The sequence below is a fragment of the Gottfriedia acidiceleris genome, assembly GCF_002128425.1.
GTDB classification, from domain to species: Bacteria; Bacillota; Bacilli; order Bacillales; family Bacillaceae_G; genus Gottfriedia; species Gottfriedia acidiceleris.
In genome coordinates this window covers 25,269-47,215 of sequence record NZ_NESS01000019.1, presented here as the reverse complement: position 1 = coordinate 47,215, position 21,947 = coordinate 25,269, and the positions used below count along the sequence as shown (strand labels likewise).

Annotated in this window: 23 protein-coding genes and 2 riboswitches; of the genes, 10 read left to right on the top strand and 13 right to left on the bottom strand. The window is 33.0% G+C overall.

Going from position 1 to position 21,947, the window contains the following annotated elements; translation table 11 throughout:
* Nucleotides 1–362: 362 nt before the first annotated feature.
* The 7 genes from glnA to B6K90_RS21330 all read right to left on the bottom strand — a co-directional run bounded on the left by glnA (nt 363) and on the right by B6K90_RS21330 (nt 8,666).
* Complete coding sequence (glnA, locus tag B6K90_RS21360) at nt 363–1,697, bottom strand: type I glutamate--ammonia ligase (RefSeq protein ID WP_088014744.1); 1,335 nt, start codon at nt 1,695–1,697, stop codon at nt 363–365.
* A gap of 113 nt (nt 1,698–1,810) precedes the next feature.
* Nucleotides 1,811–3,112 (bottom strand): glutamine synthetase family protein, encoded by a 1,302-nt coding sequence (locus B6K90_RS21355; protein WP_167555460.1) that lies wholly within the window; start codon nt 3,110–3,112, stop codon nt 1,811–1,813.
* Between the two features lie 57 nt (nt 3,113–3,169).
* Complete coding sequence (locus B6K90_RS21350) at nt 3,170–3,571, bottom strand: MerR family transcriptional regulator (protein WP_088014743.1); 402 nt, start codon at nt 3,569–3,571, stop codon at nt 3,170–3,172.
* Between the two features lie 392 nt (nt 3,572–3,963).
* Nucleotides 3,964–4,908, bottom strand: a complete 945-nt coding sequence (locus B6K90_RS21345; RefSeq protein WP_088014742.1) for a nucleoside hydrolase — start codon at nt 4,906–4,908, stop codon at nt 3,964–3,966.
* A gap of 451 nt (nt 4,909–5,359) precedes the next feature.
* Entirely contained in the window at nt 5,360–6,409 is a 1,050-nt protein-coding gene (mtnA, locus tag B6K90_RS21340) for an S-methyl-5-thioribose-1-phosphate isomerase (protein ID WP_088014741.1), read from the bottom strand.
* Between the two features lie 6 nt (nt 6,410–6,415).
* Nucleotides 6,416–7,582 (bottom strand): S-methyl-5-thioribose kinase, encoded by a 1,167-nt coding sequence (gene mtnK / locus B6K90_RS21335; RefSeq protein WP_088014740.1) that lies wholly within the window; start codon nt 7,580–7,582, stop codon nt 6,416–6,418.
* Between the two features lie 81 nt (nt 7,583–7,663).
* Nucleotides 7,664–7,820: riboswitch (SAM riboswitch) on the bottom strand.
* Nucleotides 7,821–7,883: 63 nt separating this feature from the next.
* On the bottom strand, nt 7,884–8,666 hold the full coding sequence (locus B6K90_RS21330; RefSeq protein ID WP_139840779.1) for a carbon-nitrogen family hydrolase: 783 nt from the start codon (nt 8,664–8,666) through the stop codon (nt 7,884–7,886).
* A 143-nt stretch (nt 8,667–8,809) separates the two neighbouring features.
* Between B6K90_RS21330 and B6K90_RS21325 the strand changes: the two genes are divergently transcribed.
* The 5 genes from B6K90_RS21325 to B6K90_RS21305 all read left to right on the top strand — a co-directional run bounded on the left by B6K90_RS21325 (nt 8,810) and on the right by B6K90_RS21305 (nt 13,257).
* On the top strand, nt 8,810–9,997 hold the full coding sequence (locus B6K90_RS21325; RefSeq protein ID WP_088014739.1) for a pyridoxal phosphate-dependent aminotransferase: 1,188 nt from the start codon (nt 8,810–8,812) through the stop codon (nt 9,995–9,997).
* Nucleotides 9,998–10,055: 58 nt separating this feature from the next.
* Nucleotides 10,056–10,160, top strand: a riboswitch (SAM riboswitch).
* A 64-nt stretch (nt 10,161–10,224) separates the two neighbouring features.
* The gene (locus B6K90_RS21320) at nt 10,225–11,445 is read left to right on the top strand and encodes a 2,3-diketo-5-methylthiopentyl-1-phosphate enolase (RefSeq protein ID WP_088014738.1); all 1,221 of its coding nucleotides are present in this window, start codon (nt 10,225–10,227) and stop codon (nt 11,443–11,445) included.
* A 6-nt stretch (nt 11,446–11,451) separates the two neighbouring features.
* On the top strand, nt 11,452–12,105 hold the full coding sequence (locus tag B6K90_RS21315) for a 2-hydroxy-3-keto-5-methylthiopentenyl-1-phosphate phosphatase (RefSeq protein WP_088014737.1): 654 nt from the start codon (nt 11,452–11,454) through the stop codon (nt 12,103–12,105).
* Nucleotides 12,102–12,728 (top strand): methylthioribulose 1-phosphate dehydratase, encoded by a 627-nt coding sequence (locus B6K90_RS21310; RefSeq protein WP_088014736.1) that lies wholly within the window; start codon nt 12,102–12,104, stop codon nt 12,726–12,728. The genes B6K90_RS21315 and B6K90_RS21310 overlap by 4 nt, the downstream gene beginning before the upstream one ends.
* 16 nt (nt 12,729–12,744) lie before the next feature.
* The gene (locus tag B6K90_RS21305) at nt 12,745–13,257 is read left to right on the top strand and encodes a cupin domain-containing protein (RefSeq protein WP_088014735.1); all 513 of its coding nucleotides are present in this window, start codon (nt 12,745–12,747) and stop codon (nt 13,255–13,257) included.
* 49 nt (nt 13,258–13,306) lie between these two features.
* On the opposite strand, the gene B6K90_RS21300 is transcribed toward B6K90_RS21305, so the two are convergent.
* Nucleotides 13,307–14,005 (bottom strand): DUF421 domain-containing protein, encoded by a 699-nt coding sequence (locus tag B6K90_RS21300; RefSeq protein ID WP_088014734.1) that lies wholly within the window; start codon nt 14,003–14,005, stop codon nt 13,307–13,309.
* 205 nt (nt 14,006–14,210) lie between these two features.
* On the opposite strand from B6K90_RS21300, the gene yjeM reads away from it, so the two are divergent.
* Nucleotides 14,211–15,710 carry a glutamate/gamma-aminobutyrate family transporter YjeM gene (gene yjeM / locus B6K90_RS21295; RefSeq protein ID WP_235821882.1) on the top strand — a complete coding sequence of 500 codons (1,500 nt, stop codon included), beginning with the start codon at nt 14,211–14,213 and terminating at the stop codon, nt 15,708–15,710.
* A gap of 83 nt (nt 15,711–15,793) precedes the next feature.
* A complete protein-coding gene (locus B6K90_RS23890) occupies nt 15,794–15,934 on the top strand; it encodes a hypothetical protein (RefSeq protein WP_167555459.1) in 141 nt (46 codons plus the stop codon).
* 127 nt (nt 15,935–16,061) lie between these two features.
* Here B6K90_RS23890 and B6K90_RS21290 read toward each other — a convergent pair whose 3' ends face one another.
* Together B6K90_RS21290 and B6K90_RS21285 are read right to left on the bottom strand one after the other, a co-directional pair.
* Nucleotides 16,062–16,571, bottom strand: coding sequence for a hypothetical protein (locus B6K90_RS21290; protein WP_088014733.1), 510 nt, complete (start codon nt 16,569–16,571; stop codon nt 16,062–16,064).
* A gap of 124 nt (nt 16,572–16,695) precedes the next feature.
* The gene (locus tag B6K90_RS21285; protein ID WP_088014732.1) at nt 16,696–16,914 is read right to left on the bottom strand and encodes a hypothetical protein; all 219 of its coding nucleotides are present in this window, start codon (nt 16,912–16,914) and stop codon (nt 16,696–16,698) included.
* A 239-nt stretch (nt 16,915–17,153) separates the two neighbouring features.
* Between B6K90_RS21285 and B6K90_RS23885 the strand changes: the two genes are divergently transcribed.
* Together B6K90_RS23885 and B6K90_RS24475 are read left to right on the top strand one after the other, a co-directional pair.
* Nucleotides 17,154–17,330: a hypothetical protein gene (locus B6K90_RS23885; RefSeq protein WP_167555458.1), complete on the top strand. Its 177-nt coding sequence runs from the start codon at nt 17,154–17,156 to the stop codon at nt 17,328–17,330.
* A 40-nt stretch (nt 17,331–17,370) separates the two neighbouring features.
* The gene (locus B6K90_RS24475) at nt 17,371–17,928 is read left to right on the top strand and encodes a peptidoglycan recognition protein family protein (protein WP_328588126.1); all 558 of its coding nucleotides are present in this window, start codon (nt 17,371–17,373) and stop codon (nt 17,926–17,928) included.
* A gap of 46 nt (nt 17,929–17,974) precedes the next feature.
* Here B6K90_RS24475 and B6K90_RS21275 read toward each other — a convergent pair whose 3' ends face one another.
* Nucleotides 17,975–18,592 (bottom strand): TetR/AcrR family transcriptional regulator, encoded by a 618-nt coding sequence (locus B6K90_RS21275; protein ID WP_088014730.1) that lies wholly within the window; start codon nt 18,590–18,592, stop codon nt 17,975–17,977.
* On the bottom strand, nt 18,546–19,814 hold the full coding sequence (locus B6K90_RS21270; RefSeq protein ID WP_088014729.1) for an MFS transporter: 1,269 nt from the start codon (nt 19,812–19,814) through the stop codon (nt 18,546–18,548). The genes B6K90_RS21275 and B6K90_RS21270 overlap by 47 nt, the downstream gene beginning before the upstream one ends.
* A 466-nt stretch (nt 19,815–20,280) precedes the next feature.
* Here B6K90_RS21270 and B6K90_RS21265 point away from each other — a divergent pair, with 466 nt between their 5' ends.
* Complete coding sequence (locus tag B6K90_RS21265) at nt 20,281–21,432, top strand: SLC13 family permease (protein WP_088014728.1); 1,152 nt, start codon at nt 20,281–20,283, stop codon at nt 21,430–21,432.
* A 184-nt stretch (nt 21,433–21,616) separates the two neighbouring features.
* Here B6K90_RS21265 and B6K90_RS23880 read toward each other — a convergent pair whose 3' ends face one another.
* Nucleotides 21,617–21,787: a DUF6199 family natural product biosynthesis protein gene (locus B6K90_RS23880; protein ID WP_167555457.1), complete on the bottom strand. Its 171-nt coding sequence runs from the start codon at nt 21,785–21,787 to the stop codon at nt 21,617–21,619.
* Nucleotides 21,788–21,947: the final 160 nt, after the last annotated feature.

The window sequence follows — 21,947 nt, the reverse complement described above, 5'->3', positions numbered from 1 at the left end:
ACCTTTGTCCTAAATGAATCAAGTACAAAATTAAAATTTAATGTTGTTATAAATTTCAGATGATTTAGTATCATTTCTTTTTTGGAATTACACACTTTGCATCTGTCCTTTAGCAGCGTTTCTTTGACAAAAACGACAGGACTTTTTAATAAAAATGAAATTGGATCTGATGTCTACTCTCATGTTAGTAAAAAAATTGATATAGATTCAATGAATAAATTTGAGGAGCACTTAAAAAATTCACTTTAATTTTTAATAATTTACCGGGCATTTATCGGGCATTTTTAGAAATCTTAAATTATACGAAAAATGCCCGATAAATAAAAAACCCTCAACGCAAATAGCGTCAAGGGTTGATTTGATTAATATACTGACATGTATTGATCTCTTTCCCAAGGGTGAACTTGAGTACGGAAGATATCCCATTCAATTTCTTTTGCTTCAACGAAGTGTTCGAATAAGTGTGATCCTAAAGCACCTACGATTACTTCGTCAGTTTTTAATAAGTCAAGTGCAGCTGCTAAAGTTGCTGGTAAATCGATGATTCCAACTTCTTCGCGCTCTTCTTTAGACATAACATAGATGTTACGGTCTACTGGAGCTGGAGCTTCTAATTTGTTTTTGATTCCGTCTAAGCCTGCTGCTAATAGTACTGATAATGCTAAGTATGGGTTTGCAGCTGGGTCAACTGAACGTACTTCTACACGTGTGCTTAAGCCACGAGATGCAGGAATACGAATTAGTGGACTACGGTTTCTTGCAGACCAAGCAACGTAACATGGAGCTTCATAGCCTGGTACTAAACGCTTGTACGAGTTTACAGTTGGGTTTGTTACAGCTGTAAAGCTTGGTGCGTGTTTTAAGATACCTGCGATAAAGTGACGTGCAGTTTCGCTTAAACCTAACTCTCCAGTCTCATCGTAAAATGCGTTTTTACCATTTGTAAATAATGATAAGTTACAGTGCATTCCAGAACCGTTTACACCAAATAATGGTTTTGGCATGAATGTTGCGTGTAAACCGTGTTTACGAGCGATTGTTTTTACAACTAATTTAAATGTTTGAATGTCATCACAAGCTTTGATTGCACCAGCATATTTGAAATCAATTTCATGTTGTCCTGGAGCTACTTCGTGGTGAGAAGCTTCAATTTCAAAGCCCATTTCTTCTAATTCAAGTACGATATCACGACGGCAGTTTTCACCTAAATCAGTAGGTGCTAAGTCGAAGTAACCACCTTTATCGTTTAATTCAAGTGTTGGTTCGCCTTTTTCATCTAATTTAAATAAGAAGAATTCTGGCTCAGGTCCTAAGTTGAAATCTGTGAAGCCTAAAGCTTCCATTTCTTTTAACATACGTTTTAAGTTATTACGAGGATCTCCTTCAAATGGAGTACCATCTGCATTGTAAATATCACAGATTAAACGAGCTACTTTTCCTTTTTCAGCAGTCCATGGGAATACTACCCAAGTGTCTAAATCAGGGAATAAGTACATATCTGATTCTTCGATACGAACGAATCCTTCAATTGAAGAACCGTCAAACATCATTTTATTGTCTAAAGCTTTTTCAAGCTGACTTACTGGAATTTCAACGTTTTTGATAATTCCTAGTAAATCCGTAAATTGTAGACGTATGTACTTTACGTTTTGTTCTTTTGAAATACGGAAAATATCTTCTTTAGTAAACTTAGCCATTATAAAAGTTCCCCTTTCGTATGCAACAAACAAAATTAGTCTAACACACTTTAAAATAGAAAAGTAGAACTATTCCACTCCACTTTTCTATTTTTTTATTTTAAATTTAGTGATTAGCAGTTTAAATATGTTTCTTTCTCCCATTCTGATACACGTAATCGATATGCATCCCATTCTTCTTTTTTGTTTTGAAGGAATGAATAAAATACGTGTTTCCCTAAAACTTGCTGTAAAAATTCACTGTTTTCAAGTTCTGTAACTGCTTCAAGTAAGCTTCCAGGCAATGTTTCAATGCCTTCTGCTTTTCTAGTTACATCATCCATCAAATACAGGTTTTCACTACGTTCGACCGGTGGTGTTAATTTTCTTTCAATACCATCCAAGCCTGCAGATAATAATACAGCTAAAGCTAAATAAGGATTTGCAGATGGGTCTGGATTTCGTATTTCGATTCTTGTACCAGCACCTCTTGCAGCCGGTATACGAATTGTACAAGTACGATTACTTTGTGACCAAGCTACATAAACTGGTGCCTCATAGCCTGGAACTAAACGCTTATATGAATTAACTGTCGGATTTGTAACTGAAGCATTTGCACGAGCATGTGTTAAAACACCTGCAATAAATTGTCGTGCTGTTTCAGATAATCCAATTGAATCATGCTGATCATAAAAGGCATTACCATTATCATTTCCTAGACTCATATGACAATGCATACCTGAGCCATTTTCTCCAAAAATTGGTTTTGGCATAAATGTAGCAACTAAACCATTTTTTTCAGCAATTGTTTTAACTGTATATTTAAATAATTGAATATTATCAGCTGTTTGTAATCCTGGTGCGTATTTCCAATCAATCTCATGTTGACCGATCGCAACTTCGTGATGCAGGGCCTCAACTTCTAACCCTAACGCCTGAAGTGCTTTCGTAATTTCACGTCTAATTGTAACTGTTTTATCTAGGGGGGCTACATCAAAATATCCACCATTGTCATTTGGAACTAGCTGATTTCCTTCTTTAGTAAATAGGAAGAATTCAGGTTCAGGTCCTACATTAAATGAAGTAAATCCCTTGTCAGTCGCTTTTTCAATTGCTCGTTTAAGCACATTTCTTGGATCACCTTCAAAAGGTGTGCCATTTGGATAATAAACATCGCAAATGAAGAGTCCAACTTTTTCGTTAGTGTCGACTTTCCAAGTATTCAAATCTGGGAAAAGCATCATATCACTTGCTTCAATTTTTGTGAAACCGTTAATACTAGAGCCATCAAACATAGTTTCATTATTAAGTATTTTTTCAATTTGTGTGATTGGTAGTTCTAAATGTTTGAATACCCCTTCTACATCTGTAAAAAATAACTGTACAAACTCTAGACAGTGTTCTTTTACACTATTTAAAATCGTTTCCTTTTTCATTTATATTTCCCCCCATATAAATATAAAAGCTAGAATAATCCGGATTTAATCAATAACTTAATGAAAGAATCGAGACATATCTCCTTGGCGTAAAGAAGTTTTACCTAACTTACCATTTTGATATAACTCTTGACGAAGCATTTTTCGAAGCTGTTCATCTGATATTGATTTTTCAACAATGACTTGTTGAACAATTGTTTCTTTGGATTTTTCTGACGATTTTAAATTGAGTACTTCTTTGATTCCTGCTAAATTTAAGCCTTGTTCTATAAAAGTTTTTATCTCTAATAAGCGATCGACATCATTGAAAGAAAATAATCGTCGATTACCTTCTGTACGAGCTGGTCGAATTAGATCATGCTCTTCATAATATCGAATTTGTCTTGCAGATAATTCAGTTAACGAAATGACTATTCCGATTGGGAAAAGTGGCGTTGAGCGTCTTACTTGATCATTCATAGCAATGCTCCTTTCGTTCATCTATAAGTATTTTATTTCATGTTAGATAATCTGTCAATACGATGTTAGAAAATCTAACATGAAAATATTTGTTTTTTATTCTATGCAATATTAGTTAAAATTCTACTATGTTTATTAAAAAAAAATAATCTCCCTTAGTTTGGAGATTATGACAGTTTGTATTCAATTAACGTTCAAAATGGAAACACCTATTTTATTACATAGAAGCAAAGTATTTTTCATTTTCTTACCATTTTTGTCCTTATTTTGATTAATCACTTCATATATTATATCTGTCCCATCCGATCTTAACTCTAAATTTAAATTAAACGATTGCTTTAACCACTAAAGTATGAATCGTATTTCGAATATTTTCTCTAATACATTTTAATCTAAAATTTCTCACCAGTCATAATTGACATAAAATCCTTATAAAAACCTTCATAATTTAAGCCTATTGCGATATGTTGTTGTGGTCTCCCATCAAATTTCTCAGGAGTATCTGTTACTCGAAAATCTGCAATACTTTGACCTCTAGCCACATCGGTTGAATCAATTACAACAGCAGATTGATAGAATGTAAATAAATCGCTTCGAATGACTGCCATGAGTGTTACCGCATCATGTACTGGACTCCCTTGTATGCCCGGTACCTTCTTTTGATAAAAGTTGAAATAATAGTAATCTAATAATGGTTTTACAAGATCGGTTTTCCCTTTAGAGTGAATATAATTGGCCATTGCAGGAGTAACTATGCCATTTTGCGTTACATTTAACGGAAAAATATATGCACCTTTTACATACTTCATTACGATATTAGCTGCGATCGGATCTCCATGAAAATTCGCTTCTGCAATTGGTGTAACATTTCCAGGATATAAAAAGGCCCCGCCCATAATATAGTAAGAATTCACACTTTTCATCAGATCCTCGTATAAGATAAACAAGGTGGCTAGCGAGGTTAACCTCCCAGTATTCACAATAATTAGTTCATCCTTATATTGCTCAATCAAATTGATCACATCACAAAAATTTTCTAAGTTCTCTAACTTTAAACCTGGATCGATTGGACCTAAACCGAACGGACCATGTATATCGAGGTAATAGGTTGGGATTTCTCCCGTCATTGGCTTCTCGGCACCTCCATAGACTTTAATATATTCTTTTCCTGATCTTTTAAGTAAAAACCGAACATTCCTAGTCGTTTCTTTTTTAGATACATTCCCATAATCCGCCACAATCCCAATTATATCAATCTCTTCTGTTAATCGTGCATAAACCAAAGCAATCGCATCATCAATTCCTACATCGCCGAAGAATAACACTTTCTTCCCCATTTGCTTAGCTCCTTTATATCAAAACTTTGATGTAATTCCTTTATTATTTCTTTGATATAATGCTATGTTGTTATGTATTTGAAAAGTATAAAAAAACATCCTATATTTTCCTACAAGATGTTTTTTCTTCTATTATTAACTCATTTGCTTTCAATCTTTTCAAAAATATTATAACTAAACAAGTTTTCATATATTTTAATTCAAGTAAATGACGAGAAGCTCATTTTTATTTATTTCTATATTAATAGTAGGTTACGATTTACTTAAACGAATATTTCAAAACTGGAAAGCGAGTACATAGACCCTCAACTTACTTTTTAAAATCGTATAAGAAAAATTGCTCTTTTTAACTATTTCCTAGGGAAGAAGTAAACTTTTTCAACTAAAAGTCCCTCAACTTTTTATTGAGGGACTTTTGCTATAGAAGAATGTTTATTTTAGTTCAATTCAATTACTCTTGCCCCCAACTTTCAAACGTTTCTTTAAAATCACTAGAAACAATTCCTTTTTCTGTAATAATCGCCGTTATTAATTCATTCGGCGTCACGTCAAACGCTGGGTTTAGTACATCGATTCCTTCAGGGGCAATTTGAACATTTCCGATATGCGTTACTTCAGAACGATCGCGTTGTTCAATTACAATTTCATTTCCTGATTCGATTGATAAGTCGATTGTTGATAAAGGAGCAGCTACATAGAATGGAATTTGATAAAAGTTAGCTAAAATCGCTAATTGCAATGTTCCAATTTTATTTGCAGTGTCCCCATTTGCAGTAATGCGATCGGCTCCAACAATAACTGCATCAACTTTTTTGTTTTGTAATAAGTAACCGACCATATTATCAGTTAATAATGTAACCGGGATACCACTTTGGTTTAATTCCCAAGATGTTAGTCTTGCACCTTGAAATACTGGTCTTGTTTCTGTTGCATAAGCTGAAATTTCCCAGCCTTTTTCTTTTGCTAAGTGAAGTGGAGCTAATGCTGTTCCGTATCGACTTGTTGCAATACTACCTGCATTGCAATGAGTTAATATGGCAGCACCATCGTGTAATAATGTTAAGGCGTTTTCACCGATTTCTTTGCAAGTTGATTCATCTGCTACATGTAATTTAATCGCTTCTTCCATGATAATTAATTTAGCTTCGGTTACTGTCTTTGCTTCTTTACTAGAAGTAATTAGCTTTTGTACTGCCCATGCTAAATTTACTGCAGTGGGTCTAGCACTAATTAGTTCATCCGCTAAGATTCTTGCTTGATGATGAAATTCGTCAATCTGTTTGGTTTCAATTTCTCGAACACCTAAATAAAGTCCATATGCAGCTGCTAGACCAATCGCTGGTGCTCCTCTTACTTGTAATTTTACGATTGCTTCACGTACATCTACTAATGTCGTTGCAACAAAATAGTGTATTTCAGTTGGTAATTTAGTTTGGTCTAAAATTTTTAAACTTTCACCGTTCCATTGTAATGATTCAGGTATTTGCTGTAATGTAGTCATCGATTATTACTCCAATCCACTAATTAAATTCCCAATATTCCCAATAGTAAATCTATTTTTTATACAATAAACTCCGAATTTTAAGACTTTTTTCTTCGCTTCAATTTTTTGGTTATGTTCCAGTGCATCAATATCTTCAACATGAGCAAGACCGATACTTCTACGGATTAATTCACATCCTATAACCCCAATAGCATCCACCCAATAGCCTTCTAGTTTTTCTTTAATTAGTGCTAATTGATTAAACGGTCTAACACTGTGTTCTTCCCATAGTCGAATAAATGTTTCATTAAAAACTTTTTCAACGTTTAAAATGTGTTCGATAATTTCGTCTTTTAGTTCAGTACGGCTGAAAAGTTGAAAAAGTAAATTTGCCTGAATTTGACCTAAATCAAATCCGATTGGTCCTACAAATGCAAATTCTGGGTCAATTATTTTTGTTTCTGTTGCAGATACGAAAATACTTCCCGTATGTAAATCACCGTGTAATAAAGCTTCTTTTTTCGATAAAAAATCTAATTTTAGTTTCGCAACCTCAATTTGTAGATCTGCATCATTCCAAAGCTCTTGAATTTCATCTGTTAATTCTTCTTCAAAACTATTTGTTTCACTGTTAAAAAATGGATCTGTATAAACAAGATTTTCTGTTATATCACATAAGTCTGGATTATTAAAAAGATACTCTAACTCTTTTTTCTTAGCTGGTGAAGTTCCAAAGTCCGAAGTGAAGAATAATGATTTTGCTAAAAATTCACCAATATGCTCAGCTAAAAACGGATAACTTTTTTTCTCTATGAGACCTTTTCGTAATATTTGTAAGTGAGAAAGATCCTCCATTACAGTTACAGCTTGATCTTCGTCATGTTCTAAAATTTTTGGCGAATGTAATGGGATTAACTCATTGTATATTTTTGTCGCATTACTCTCGATCGTTGCTCGATTTAATGTAAGTGGCCAGCTTTCACCGACAACTTTTGCATATGGTAGAGCCTGTTTTATAATTAACCCCTTCTCGCTTCCCACTGGATTAATTTTAAACACTAAATTTAAATTTCCATCCCCGATTTCTACACATTCACATAGTTCATTCTTAAAATATCCAAGTTTTTGTATATATGTAATGGCAGTTGCTTCTGTTAATGGTCTATATTCTTTTCGTTCAATAACAGTCATTCTATTCATCTCCCTTGATTTTTCACAAAATAAAAAGCCTCTTTTCCGAGACGAAAAGAGGCAATACTAATTGGCTTTCGTCTCTTATCTACCAGAAAATTTCTTTTCTGTTGGAATTAGCACCGTGCCTTACTGAGCATTTAAGCTCAGGCGTACAATACGCCCCATTTCACAATGGTATTACGGTCGGTTGCTGGGCATCGTCGGGCCAAATCCCTCCGCCTACTCAAAATAAGAGTTCGCATATTTGATTTTATAATCGTATTTTAGTTTATAGATTTTTAATTTGTCAATTACTTTTTTAAAATTTTTTGTAAATTTCTTCTTTTCTGTCTTCAAAAATAGGGATCGTACCACGTATTTCATCAACTTTTTTCGGATCAATTTCGCCAATCACGATTTCTTCATTTGTGCTGCCTTTCGAAATTACTTCACCCCAAGGGTCAATGATCAATGATCCACCACCAAATGTATTAGCTAAATCCTTCCCTACTCGATTACAAGCAACAACATAACATTGATTTTCAATAGCTCTTGCTTTTAATAAGATTTCCCAGTGATTCATTCTTTGAATTGGCCACTGGGCAACAAAAAATAAAACTTTTGCATTTTTTTGAGAATGAGCACCAATCCATTCAGGAAAACGCAAATCATAGCAAACAAAACCTGCAGCAGTTAATCCATCGATTTCAAAAAGTCCATCTGTTTCCCCTGCTTGAAGATAGTGATGTTCGTTCATTAGCTGGAACAAATGCACTTTATCATAAGTTTTTACTAATTCGCCAGTATTGCTAATAACAATTAACGTATTCGTAACACCATTTTCTCTTGCGATTGGGAATGAACCAGCAATTAAAGTTACGTTATTTGATTTTGCGATCGACTGAAGTTCAGAAATAACCGCTTCTTGTTCACCAGTGTGCAAGCCAATTTCTTCTAAACAATAACCTGTTGTCCATAACTCCGGTAATACGATTACATGAATATTTTCTTTGACAGCTTTGTTTATTTGAGCTTTCATTTTCTCTAAATTAGACTTAGATTCACCTAAAATAACGTCTGATTGAATACACGCAATTTTAATCACAATTTATTCACCCTATTCTAAATTTTATAGACATTTTTAAATCGAGCATATATGATGGTGAAAGTTATTGCAACAGTCGTTCATAAAAATCATTCGAATAAGAAACGATCTAATCAACTTAAATTCATTATATTTTTGGAGTGATTAACTTGAATCATAGTAAACTATTAAACAATCTACCAAAACAATTTTTTGCTTCACTAGTTCAAAAAGTGAATCAGTCGATAGGTGATGGTCATGATGTTATTAATCTTGGTCAAGGAAATCCAGATCAGCCTACACCCGACCATATTATAAAAGCATTACAACAATCTGTTGAAAACCCTTTAACTCATCGTTATTCTCCGTTTAGAGGGATGAGCTCTTTAAAAAATGCAGTTGTAGAATTTTATAAACGAGAGTATGATGTTGATTTAGACGCAGAGGAAGAAGTAGCAATTTTATTCGGTGGAAAAGCTGGATTAGTTGAGCTACCACTTTGTTTATGTGACGCGGGAGATACAATTTTAGTTCCAGACCCAGGATATCCAGACTATTTATCTGGTATATCCCTTTCAAAAACAATACCATATACGCTCCCTTTACTTGAACAAAATCAGTTTTTACCAGATTATAAATTAATTCCTCAAGATGTATTGGATGCTAGTAAAATATTATTTATTAATTATCCAAATAATCCTACAGGGGCTGTAGCAACAGAAGAATTTTTTAAAGAAACTGTTGAGCTTGCAAAAAATAATGATATTACAGTTTGTCATGATTTTGCTTACGGCGCATTTGGTTTTGATGGCAAAAAACCTTTAAGTTATCTTCAAACGCCTGGAGCAAAGGAATGCGGTATTGAAATTTATACCCTTTCTAAAACTTATAATATGGCTGGTTGGAGAATCGGTTTTGCAGTTGGAAATAAAGAAGCCATTGCAGCAATTAATCTATTACAGGATCATCTTTACGTTAGCATCTTCCCTGCTGTTCAAGAAGCTGCCGCTGTTGCATTAACCAAATCCCAAGAAAGTGTAAAACAATTATTAGCACTATATGAAGAGCGTAGAAATGTATTTATTAGCGGTTGTCACGAAATCGGATGGGACGTAACTGCACCTGCAGGTTCTTTTTTTGCATGGTTGAAAATTCCAGCAGGATTTACATCTCAGGAATTTGCTGATCTATTACTAGAAAAAGCACATATTGCAGTCGCTCCTGGAAATGGATTTGGAGAGCATGGTGAAGGTTATGTAAGAGTCGGCCTATTGTCAGGTACTGATAGACTCAAAGAAGCTGTCGCTAGATTAAAAGAGATTGAAATATTTTCTAAATTTAATGTTTGACAATTGTGATTGTTCATGAAATAATGCGATTATATTAACTATTCAAAATTAAATATTAACTTTATTCAGAGTAGGTGGAGGGACCGAGCCCGATGAAACCCGGCAACCGGCTAGTTAACTAGTACGGTGCTAATTCTCGCAGCATTTTGCTGACAGATAAGGTGTAGGTAAACCTCTCCTTAGTGGAGAGGTTTTTTGTTTGATTAAAACTATTGGAGGTTTTTTAAATGAGTGGAGTAATAGCAACTTACCAAGTTTATGATAAAAATCATCATTTAGAAAAAAAAGCAGAGTCAATTGCTCTAGGTTTAACGGTTGGTTCATGGACATCTTTACCGCAAAATGATCAAATTCAATTACAAAAGCATAAGGGCAAAGTTCTTTCAGTTCGTGAAATAGAATGTGAAGAAAATATCGTTAACTTTTTAGAGTATAAACCAACAAAAGGGATTATTGAAATCTATTATCCTAGCTTAAATTTTTCAGCTGATCTTCCAGCTATTTTAACAACTGTCTTTGGAAAGCTATCACTTGATGGTGAAATTAAACTAATCGATTTAAACTTTACAGATGACATTTTAGCTCTATTTGCCGGTCCAAAATTTGGTATTAAAGGCATTCGAGAGAAATTGGATGTATATGATCGACCTTTATTAATGAGCATTTTTAAATCAATTATCGGCAGAGATATTCAATACATTTCAGAGGAATTAAAAAAGCAAGCTTTAGGTGGGGTCGATTTAATAAAAGATGACGAGATTCTTTTTGACACGATTACATCTATTACAGATCGTGTTACTCACGGAAAAAATATTTTGAACCAAGTTTATGAGAAAACAGGACACAAAACATTATACGCCGTGAATTTAACTGGCCGTACATATGAGTTAAAAGAAAAAGCATTACGTGCTGCTGAAGCTGGTGCTGATGTATTTTTATTAAATGTGTTTTCTTATGGAATTGATGTACTACAAGGTTTGGTAGAAGACCCATCAATTAATGTTCCAATTATGGCTCATCCTGCTGTTTCGGGTGCATTTACATCCTCTCCAATTTATGGAATTGACGCAGGATTATTACTAGGTAAACTTTTACGAATTGCGGGTGCAGATTTTAGTCTTTTCCCTTCACCATATGGTTCAGTTGCATTACAAAAAGAGACAACTTTAAAAATCGCTGAAAATTTAACCGTATCAAATGGATTAAAAGAGACATTCCCAGTACCTTCTGCTGGAATTCATCCAGGACTAGTGCCTCAACTAATTCAAGATTTTGGAATTGAGCAAGTCATCAACGCTGGCGGTGGTGTTCATGGTCATCCGGATGGACCAATTGGTGGAGGTAATGCATTTAGAGAAGCAATTTCAGCAACATTGTCTGGAGTTGAGCTAAATGACTACGCACTTCCAAATACATCACTACAAAAAGCACTACAACTTTGGGGGTAAACAACAATGGCAATAAAGATTTTTTGTGATTTTGATGGAACAATTACCGAGGGAGACAATATCGTTAATTTAATTAAAGAATTTGCTCCTCCTTCAGTAAGTGAATTAACAAGTGACGTATTAAACGGCAAGATATCAATTCGAGAAGGTGTAGAGAAAATGTTTGCTACAATTCTTTCAACGAAAAAACAGGAAATGACCGATTTTGTCATCGATCGTACTGTCATTCGAGAAGGTTTTAGCGATTTTATTCAATTTGTAAGTGGTCAACAATATGAGTTAAAAGTTGTAAGTGGCGGACTAGATTTTTTCGTTCATCCTATATTAGCAGATTACTTACCACCTGCAGATATTTTATGTAATCGTACTGACTTTACAGGTCAAACTGTAAAAATTCATTGGGATCACTCTTGTGATGAAAACTGTACGAATGATTGTGGAATGTGTAAGCCATCAGTTAAAAGAAAGTTTAGTGAAGCAAATGATTTTATTATTGTCATTGGCGATTCAATTACTGACTTACAAATTGCAAAAGAAGCCAACTTAATTTTTGCTCGAGATTTCTTAAAAGATAAATGCGAAGAACTATCTTTACCTTACATTCCTTTTGAAAATTTCTATGATATTCGAGCTTCATTAGAGAAGGAGGTGCTAGTATGAAGGACTTTTTCAAACATTATGATGAAATCCGTGAAGTAAAAAAAGTACTTGCTGATCGTGATTGGTTTTTAGGAACTAGCGGAAATTTATCAATTAAAGTAAATGATGAACCTTTAAACTTTTTAGTTACAACAAGTGGTAAAGATAAAACGAAACATACTTATGACGATTTTTTACTCGTTAATGAATTTGACCAATCTGTCTGGGATGAATCAAAAAAACCATCAGCTGAAGCCATTTTACATCGTCTAATTTATCAACACACAAATGCAAAATGCGTTCTTCACGTCCACACTTTAGCAAATAACTTTATTACAAAGGATTTTCCATACGAGGATGAGTTATCTTTTTCAGGTATTGAAATTATAAAAGCTCTAGGGCTATGGGAAGAAGATGCAGAAATTACAATTCCAATCATAAAAAATCATGCGCATATCCCTACACTTGCAAACGAATTTCTTCCACATATTAAGAATGATCATGGTGCTGTTTTAATTCATAATCATGGTATAACAGTATGGGCCGAATCAGCGTTTGAGGCTAAAAAACATTTAGAAGCTTATGAGTTTCTATTTCAATACGCATTACAAAGTATACCAAAAAATTTATTTATAAAAAATTAATTAGGAGGAATTGAGAATGGCAACAATTTGGGTAGAAAAAAAGGATTTTCATATTACAAGTGATGCTGAAGTAAAAGCATATTTAGAAGAACAAGGTGTAATTTATGAAAATTGGAATATCGAACAATTACATAGTTCGTTGCAAGAAAAATTTATTTTATCAGATGATGAAAAAGCAGCGATTCTTGAAACATTTAAAGCTGAAATCGACAGTATTTCATCAAGACGTGGCTATTTAGCGAGTGATATTATTACTCTTTCAGAAGCAACTCCAAATCTTGATGAATTACTTAAAAACTTCAACCGTGAGCATCACCATACAGATGACGAAGTTCGCTTCATAGTTAGTGGTCACGGTACGTTTATTATCGAAGGAAATGAAGGCTTTTTCCATGTTAATTTGAATCCTGGTGATTTAATTTCTGTACCACCTAATGTACGCCACTACTTCACATTAGCAGAGGATCGTAAAGTAGTAGCAGTTCGATTGTTTGTTACTACAGAGGGCTGGGTACCTATTTACGAATAATTTTTAAAAAAAGTTAATTGATTCATATCCACTTTAGGATGTGAGTCAATTAACTTTCTTCTTCATTGAAATGATCATCTTGGAGATCGATATATAATGTCCCATCGGTTTGTACTTCAACAAAAAACACATCAGAAATTGATTTTATACCTACCTTTTCGAGTTGAGCCATTAACCATTTTTTATCTAAGTTTAAATTTGATAATGCATCTTCATTTACTTCCCCGTCAGATACCACTGCTGTTGAAGTTGGAAATAATAAAGTTTTTTTCCATGTTTTATTTTTTTTCGTTTTAACATCTTTTGTTTCCATTATAGATAGGCTGCCATCAATTTCAAAAATAGCATATTCTACATCTTTCAACGAATAGATATTTTCATTACGAAGCATTCCTTGAAATTGCTCTGTATCTAATCTAGCTTTTTTTAAGGCATTTTCCATAATTTTTCCTTGTCTAATTAAAATAATTGGTTCCCCAAGTATAATCTTTCGTGCAGTCTTAGATTTTAAACTTAAATACCCCATTATAATCGTTAAAACTGCCCAGCCAACTAATCCAATAATCCCATCCTCAATATCTAATGTTTTATCTGCCGAAATTGATGCGGCTATATTCCCTATTGTAATGGCCGTTATAAATGTAAAAACATCTAATTGACTAATCTCCTTCTTCCCCATTAATCTCGTTAATATAAATAAAACAAAAAATGAGCATATAACTCTTAATGCTACTTCATTAAAGCTCATTTATTTCATCCTTTCTCTTTCAAGCAAACCATTTTTTAGTATTTAATAATCAACTTAGCGTTTGAAAAATTGAATGAAACTATTCCATATTATTTCTAAAAAATTAGTAAAACTAAAGACCGTTTGTTATGCCCTAATAATTTCGGCGATTATTGAAGAAAATATTTATATTCATATATAATCGACTATTTAATGAGGTGTGATTTTGAGTAAAAAACTTTCACTTGTTGGATTAATATTAATGGTATTTACAACTGTATATGGTTTCGGAAATATACCTACCGCTTTTTATTTAATGGGATATAGTGCGATTCCATGGTATTTACTCTCAGCTATTACGTTTTTTATTCCTTTTGCTTTTATGATGGCTGAGTTCGGAGCTGCCTATAAGCATTCTGAAGGTGGAATTTATACATGGATGGCCGATTCAGTTGGACCTAAATTCGCTTTCATCGGTACATTTATGTGGTTCTCATCCTATGTAATTTATATGGTTAGTGTCTCTTCAAAGGTTTGGATTCCACTATCAACATTTATTTTTGGTAGAGATAAAACACAATCCCTTTCATTATTTGGACTTTCTTCTACTCAATCGATTGGTTTATTAGCATTACTTTGGATGTTAGTCGTGACATATTTTGCTTCAAAGGGAATTGAAAGTATTAGCAAAGTTACAACCATTGGAGGGGTTACTGTTTTCTCATTAAATATAGTGTTACTAATTACCAGTATCATTATTTTTATATTTAATGGAGGAAAATTTGCACAGCCAATTAAAAGTTTTTCATCAGCATTTGCTCACTCACCAAATCCAAATTATCTTACTACCCTTGCAATATTGTCATTTGTTGTATTCGCAATCTTTGCATATGGCGGATTAGAAGCAATCGGCGGGTTAGTAGATCAAACAGAAAACGCTGAACGAAACTTTCCAAAGGGAATTACAATTTCAGCAATTATTATTTCAGTAGGCTATTCGTTAGGTATTTTTTTAGTAGGTATTTTTATTAACTGGTCAAATGATTTAAGTGCTAGCACAACTAATTTAGGGAACATAACATATGTACTTATGTACAATTTAGGATTAGAGCTTGGAAAAGCTTTTAATTCATCGGCACATACTGCCGATCAAATAGGTATTTGGTTTGCAAGAATTACTGGTTTATCAATGTTTCTTGCTTACACAGGAGCATTTTTCACATTAATTTATGCACCATTAAAAACAATCATTAAAGGCACACCAAAATACTTATGGCCGACTAAATTCTCAGACACAAATGAAAAAGGTATGCCTGTAAATGCAATGTGGGTACAATTCTCAATTGTTTCAATCATTATTGTCCTAACGTCATTCGGCGGTGAAGGAGCATCATCATTTTTTAATAAAATAACTTTAATGACGAATGTTTCAATGACTTTACCTTATATATTTTTAGGTATTGCGTATCCAATGTTTAAAAGAAATGATCAAGTCGATAAGCCATTTCAAATTTTAAAGTCAAATTCATCTGCTTTATTTGCGAGCATTCTCGTTATTTTAGTAGTTGGATTTGCAAACTTTTTTACGATTATTCAACCGGCTATTGAAGGTGATTATAACTCAACAATCTGGATGATAGCAGGTCCAATCTTCTTTTCAATTTTAGCTTTACTAATTCTAAACCGGTCTAAAAGGAATAGCCAAAAAGAGAAGAAAATTGCATAGCAAAATTCTTCCCACTTATTGTTAATAACAATTTCGAAAGTAAGTTTGAATTGTAGCACATACTAAATTTGGAGGTGATATTGATGGGTCATAATCAAAATCCACATGTTAAAAAGAAAAACAAAAATAAAGGGCAACCTATACCTGCTGCAGTTAATTCAGAAGGTTATTTTGCTCCAAGTAAATCAAATACTGAAGCTCTTAATGAAGTTAAAAATCAATAAAGAAAACTCTCCAATTGGCAAGGCTTTGAGGAAGTTTGAAATTTCTTCTCCGCCAATTTATACTTTCATATGCCAAAAATGACCGTCATCTTTTTGACGGTCTCATTTTTTATTAACAATAAAAATGTTATTTACTCATCGAATTTGCAGTTTTTACTAAATCTCTAATAGAGTATTGTTTACCAGTTTCCTCTGAAAAAAGGATTGAGATTGAATGATAAAGCCCATCTTTCTTCCAGCGAATTGTTTTCGTATTATCATCATCAGCAACAATCAAGACTTTTGTACCATCATTTAATTTGGTTGTTTTTAATGGTTGTTGAACATCAGAGAAGGTGGGTTTTTTATTATGATAAGTGATGACAAACATCTCTACCTCTCTTTCTTCATTTGAGTAATTAAACGAGGTAGCATTAATAGTTCCATTTCCTTGATTTTTTTTTATATCCATCGAGACCTCATTTGCTCTAAACGGTATCTTTTCTGGTACAACTAGTTCATTTTGGACATCTTTAGGTAATTGATCTACTACTTGTTTTATAGTTTTTGGATATTCTTTTTTTAATGATTCAACTGCACCGTTATGCGAACAAGCAGTTAAGAAAATAATTGAGAATAAAAGAATAATTTTTTTCAATCCATATGCCACCTCATTTTTTGAAATCTATCGCTTTATTTTGCTACATATCTCTTAATTTCTTCATATTATCTTAAAATAAATAAAAACTGCCTGTAGTATAAGACAGTCTTTAAACTTATTCTTAAGGTCCAACAATTACGATTTTTCCTTTTTGTACATAAAGGAATAATTCTGCGTTTTCTGTTTCATTTCGGTATGTATAACATGTAAGGTCATTAAACCCACCGTGTGAAACATCATGAACTGTATCAACTAATTTGTATTTATTCCCTCTAAATTCTATTTTTCTTTCTATTGATGGCTGTTCCGTTAAAATTTGTTCCTTCGTTCGAAAATTCATATAATCACTCCTTTGTTCAGTACTAGTATAGCCATATTATTAGTTTTCAATTTTATGTCATGTAAAGAATCCAATTTCATAACCTTCCAAGGCTCGTACCGAGAACTCATTCCAAACTCCCAAATAATTTATTTATTCTCCACATGAAAAATTTTAAGAGTCATAATTTTATATTAGTGATTTATGGTATTTAACACCTTAAACAACTCCTTAATTTGTTCTTAAAAGGAGGTTGTTTCATGGCAAGCTGGAAGAATAAATTCATACCGATTAATCAATATACAAGATCAGGGCAAAAATTAAATGGAGTTAAAAAATCGTCATACATTGGACTGCAAATCCCGGTTGCGACTGCTAACGGTCATTACCAATATTTCAGTGAGGTTCTGCCCGCTAAAAAATTCGGAAGCAGTTAGTCAGTGGCGTAAACCAACTTATGCATCGGCACATATTTTTGTGGATCCAAAAGAGGCTATTTGTATTATACCTTTAAATGAGGTCACATTTCATGCAAATGAAAAGTATACTTATGTGAATGATGTGCCATTTCGTGGAGTTGAAGCATTAAAGCCAAATGCCAATTTGTTATCAATTTCAGTTGAAATGTGTGTTGAAAAGAATAATCGTATTTCATATACGACGATTATTCGAACAGTAATGGTTGTGAATGATTTGTGTTCAATGTTTAATTTAAATCCAAAAGATGTCGTACGCCATTATGATGTTACTAGAAAACCGTGTCCATACCCGTTTGTAAAATATAGGGAGATTTTTGATCATTTCAAAACAAATGTAGGGCATTTATTGTATCACTCATTAAAATACCCTGGTCATGTTATTAAACTGGGAGATTCAAACATTTATGTCATTACCATTCAACAACTTTTAGCCATTACGCCAGACGGTCATTTCGGTACTCAGACTGCAAATGCCGTAAAACTATTTCAACAAAATAATGGTTTAACACCGGACGGGATTGTTGGAGAAAAGACTTGGAATATGTTAAATAAATAATCAGCTTATTTAATCGTGTTGTTCATTCCATAACAATCCGGAATTCTTATTCAACCTCTAGAGCAAATTTTAAAAACTGTACGAACAAAATCGATTGTTCTTTTATCATTATTTCTTTTCCTGAAAGTATTGCATAGTCTAATGCAAGTCCATCAATAAAAGAAACAATCATTCTTGCTAAAATTTCACTATCATACTTATTACTAAATTCTTTGTTTTTTTGACCTTCTTTAATAACATCAGAAAAGATTTTAATACCATAATAATACCGTTCTTTTCCATACTTTTTTCTTCTGTCATCGTTCCTACCTGTAATGAAAAACTCTAAAGTAACTGGTGCCAAAGGATCCATTCGATCGTTTGGCACTCTTTTTTCACCGAACATCCTTAATAAAAGTAATTCCCAATACGAATCAACATTTTGATTCAATAATTCACTTGTTTCATGAGACACTCTCGATAGCGATTCAGATAAAAGTGCTTCAAACACTTCTTCTTTATTAGCAAAATATTGATATAAGCCACCTCTACTAACATTCGATGCGTCCATCACATGCTTCATTGTCGTTCTCTCATACCCATTTTCGATAAACACTTGTTTTGCTGCTTCTAATATTTTAGTTCGACGTTGCTGTTGGTGCTCCTTGCTGACTTTCGGAGACATCTTTCTTCCCCCGCTCTACTCTATTTTTTGTTAGGAATCCTATAAGTGATACAAATACTAAAAGTGATGCAGATATAATAAATGTTGGAATAACACCTATTACTGTTGATAGCCATCCACCTAATAAAGGTCCGATAATCGTTGCAGTTGTGGTAACGCTTCCTATTACACCAAATACTCTACCAGTTAATTCAACAGGCGTTTCGACTTGAACAGATGCCTGGAATGGAACAAATACTAAGCCTGCTGCAAATCCTGCAAACAACCCTAATAATGGTGCCCAAACAATTGAAACATCAAGATTCATATGTGTGAATAAAGCCATCATACCAAAACCAATTCCAATTCCACAAACTCCAATTAGCATTAAATTATAGGCACGATAATTAGTTTTTTTAGCTAATATTAAACTTGAAAAAAACATTCCTACTCCAGATCCAGTTACTAAATAGCCAAATAAACCTGGTGATGCATGTTTAAGTTCCCTTATTAAAACTATAATTTGCGAATCTGATAACTGCAAGATTAAGAGACTAAAACCTAAAAATAACATACCTACTAAAATTTGAGTATTGGATTTAATAAATGTAACGCCTTCCATAAATTCAGTTTTATAGGAAGATTTAGCTTTATCTTTCACTTTTTCTTCTTTAATTTGCTCTGCAACTTTTGGTAATAAGAAAATTAAGATCGCAGAGATAATAAATGATACTGAATTAATATAAAATACTGGCGTTGTTCCAGCTGCCGATACTAGGATCCCACTCAAAATCGGTCCAAAAATTTTTGTAGCTGAGTCAATCATAGTTGTAATTGACATAGCGCTCTTGATTTCATCATTCGGAACTAGTTCTTTTAACTTGCCATTTTTTGAAGGATTAAAAACAGCAGAAAACAGTCCAATCGTAAACAAACAAATATAGACCATCCATAAAGTATTTGCTAATGCAAGCAAAACAAATAAACCAGCACGAACAATGTCAGATAAAACCATCAATTGCTTTCTACTGAACCGATCTGCTATCGTCCCTGCAACAGGACCTAATAAAGCCATCGGAACCGCAAGACATAAAATAATAAATGATACTTCAATTGGCGACGCATTCCATTTTATCCCTACTAGCGTAATGATTGCGACAATACTTAGCCAATCACCAATATTTGAAATCGCTTGTGCAACCATTAATGTAAAAAAACCTTTATTATTCCTTAGACCCTTCATCTTGCTTAACCCCCTTAAAACCGACACTGATGTCGTTTTTATTTCATTATAACGACACTAGTGTCGTTTTTCAATTGTTTTTTCTGAAAATTAACTATTTTCCTCGTTTAACTTTATTCAAAAATGGAATTAAAAGTATTAAAATTTTTGATTTATTACCTTCACTTAATTAATTGATTGAAATTAAAAAGCTAAGTGGAATCCGTAATATACAAGAAAATTATTGGGAGCAGATTAAATAAAAAGAAGGCTCTGTAAATTAAAATGTTGATTTTTGAACACTTATTCAACTAGTTAATTGATAGCGCCATATACCTATCAAGTTAAGACAAATCATTACCCTCATAACGAAAAAACGCCATTTTTTCTGTGATTTAATGGGATTATGGTATTTTTTAGTGCATTGAAGTTTCAAATGCAAGAATCAGAGGTGTGTTGTAGAATAGAAAGTACTGGAGGGGAATTGATGAAAGAATATATTTATGTGGAAAACGAAAAAAAAATCAAATTGAAATTTGGAATTTTAAAAAAAGACATTGTACTTACCATATCACTCTTGTTAGCAATAGGAAGCTGTTTATTCCATGCACCGAAACTAGATTATATAAATTTTAAAGTATTAGTCAGTTTATTTAATCTTATGCTCGTAGTTAAGGCTCTGGAAGATCTTAAACTATTGGATAAGTTCGCCATTGCTATACTGAGTAAATGTCATAATAGTAAAAGCGTTTCAGCAATCCTAATTTTATTATGCTTTTTTAGTTCCATGCTTGTAACGAATGATGTGGCATTAATAACATTTGTACCATTAACACTTATAATTAGTAAGATTATACAAACTTCTATGTTAGATACTATTATACTAGAGACAATTGCAGCTAACATTGGAAGCAGCCTAACTCCAATGGGAAATCCACAAAATCTTTTCATATTTACTAATTACGGAATAAGGCCTATACAATTTTTCACAACAATTCTTCTATTAGTGGTTTTGGGAATTGTTCTGTTGTTCTTTTTTAATCAAAGATTGAATAGTAAAACATTGGAAATGGAACTTCCGTATATTCCTATAAAAAATAAAAAAAGTGCAACAGTATGGGGAATACTATTTGGCATCATATCTGCATCCATACTAGGGGTTTTAAACTACAAACTTGCGTTTATCATTGCATTAGGAACCGCAAGTATACTTGATATAAAATTATTGAAGAAAATTGATTATTTATTGCTTATTACTTTTATATGTTTTTTTATATTTATAGGAAACATATCGGAATTAAAGGTAGTACACACATTTGCCAGCGAAAATCTCAAAGGTCCCACATCAATCTTTTTCAGTTCCATAATTTTAAGCCAATTGATAAGCAATGTACCCGCTGCGATCTTTTTATCAAAATTCTCCGCGAATTGGCAGCCTTTATTAGTAGGTGTGAATTTAGGTGGACTTGGTACGATTGTTGCTTCCCTCGCAAGTGTAATTTCATTTAAACTTTTTATAAAGAGAGATCCACAAAATAGTAAAATGTACCTTATAAGGTTTAGCTTTTATAACTTTTCGATTTTAGCTCTCTTAACTTTTGTTTATTATTTTACGATGAAATATCAAAATTTTTTTTAATCCAAAGTAATAAGTTTAAATAACTTTGGATCATACCAATACATATGTCTAAAGGGAAATCAGAACTAATAGATTCCTATTTTTCTAGAATGAGGATTAAAACCTCATTCTTTTTTATTTGCACAAAAAAGACCACAATATTTGTGATCTGTACTGCTTGTATTATAGCGTTGACACGATGATACTAGTAGTGCCAACTAAACGCACATTGTTCCTCCAAAGCGTTTGCTCCATTTATAAAAAGAAGATGGTTCTGTTGACCATCGGATATCCAGCTTTCTGTCACAACCCAAAATGCTTCAGGATTCACTATTAGAAAAACTCCAAATATCAGGAGTAATATTCCTATGAACATATATGAAGCCCTCCAAAAAACTTTTCAAAGTAAAAACAGCTTACATTTTCAATATTTTTTTTGCAAAAAAGTAGACTCCATAGACCATAGTAGCAAAGATTAGTAACCAAACAATTATTGGGGTAAATAACAATAGGTTTTCCAATTTAACTCCTTCTTA

Excerpts from the sequence above, each read along its gene's own strand:
- B6K90_RS21355 (WP_167555460.1), bottom strand. The coding sequence starts at position 3,112 with ATGAAAAAGGAAACGATTTTAAATAGTGTAAAAGAACACTGTCTAGAG.
- B6K90_RS21270 (WP_088014729.1), bottom strand. The coding sequence starts at position 19,814 with ATGAAGGGTCTAAGGAATAATAAAGGTTTTTTTACATTAATGGTTGCA.
- B6K90_RS21275 (WP_088014730.1), bottom strand. The coding sequence starts at position 18,592 with ATGTCTCCGAAAGTCAGCAAGGAGCACCAACAGCAACGTCGAACTAAA.
- B6K90_RS21265 (WP_088014728.1), top strand. The coding sequence starts at position 20,281 with ATGAAAGAATATATTTATGTGGAAAACGAAAAAAAAATCAAATTGAAA.
- B6K90_RS23885 (WP_167555458.1), top strand. The coding sequence starts at position 17,154 with ATGGCAAGCTGGAAGAATAAATTCATACCGATTAATCAATATACAAGA.
- B6K90_RS21320 (WP_088014738.1), top strand. The coding sequence starts at position 10,225 with ATGAGTGGAGTAATAGCAACTTACCAAGTTTATGATAAAAATCATCAT.
- B6K90_RS21345 (WP_088014742.1), bottom strand. The coding sequence starts at position 4,908 with ATGGGGAAGAAAGTGTTATTCTTCGGCGATGTAGGAATTGATGATGCG.
- B6K90_RS21310 (WP_088014736.1), top strand. The coding sequence starts at position 12,102 with ATGAAGGACTTTTTCAAACATTATGATGAAATCCGTGAAGTAAAAAAA.
- B6K90_RS23890 (WP_167555459.1), top strand. The coding sequence starts at position 15,794 with ATGGGTCATAATCAAAATCCACATGTTAAAAAGAAAAACAAAAATAAA.
- B6K90_RS21300 (WP_088014734.1), bottom strand. The coding sequence starts at position 14,005 with ATGAGCTTTAATGAAGTAGCATTAAGAGTTATATGCTCATTTTTTGTT.
- mtnK (WP_088014740.1), bottom strand. The coding sequence starts at position 7,582 with ATGACTGTTATTGAACGAAAAGAATATAGACCATTAACAGAAGCAACT.
- mtnA (WP_088014741.1), bottom strand. The coding sequence starts at position 6,409 with ATGACTACATTACAGCAAATACCTGAATCATTACAATGGAACGGTGAA.
- glnA (WP_088014744.1), bottom strand. The coding sequence starts at position 1,697 with ATGGCTAAGTTTACTAAAGAAGATATTTTCCGTATTTCAAAAGAACAA.
- B6K90_RS21350 (WP_088014743.1), bottom strand. The coding sequence starts at position 3,571 with ATGAATGATCAAGTAAGACGCTCAACGCCACTTTTCCCAATCGGAATA.
- B6K90_RS21305 (WP_088014735.1), top strand. The coding sequence starts at position 12,745 with ATGGCAACAATTTGGGTAGAAAAAAAGGATTTTCATATTACAAGTGAT.
- B6K90_RS23880 (WP_167555457.1), bottom strand. The coding sequence starts at position 21,787 with ATGTTCATAGGAATATTACTCCTGATATTTGGAGTTTTTCTAATAGTG.
- B6K90_RS21285 (WP_088014732.1), bottom strand. The coding sequence starts at position 16,914 with ATGAATTTTCGAACGAAGGAACAAATTTTAACGGAACAGCCATCAATA.
- B6K90_RS21315 (WP_088014737.1), top strand. The coding sequence starts at position 11,452 with ATGGCAATAAAGATTTTTTGTGATTTTGATGGAACAATTACCGAGGGA.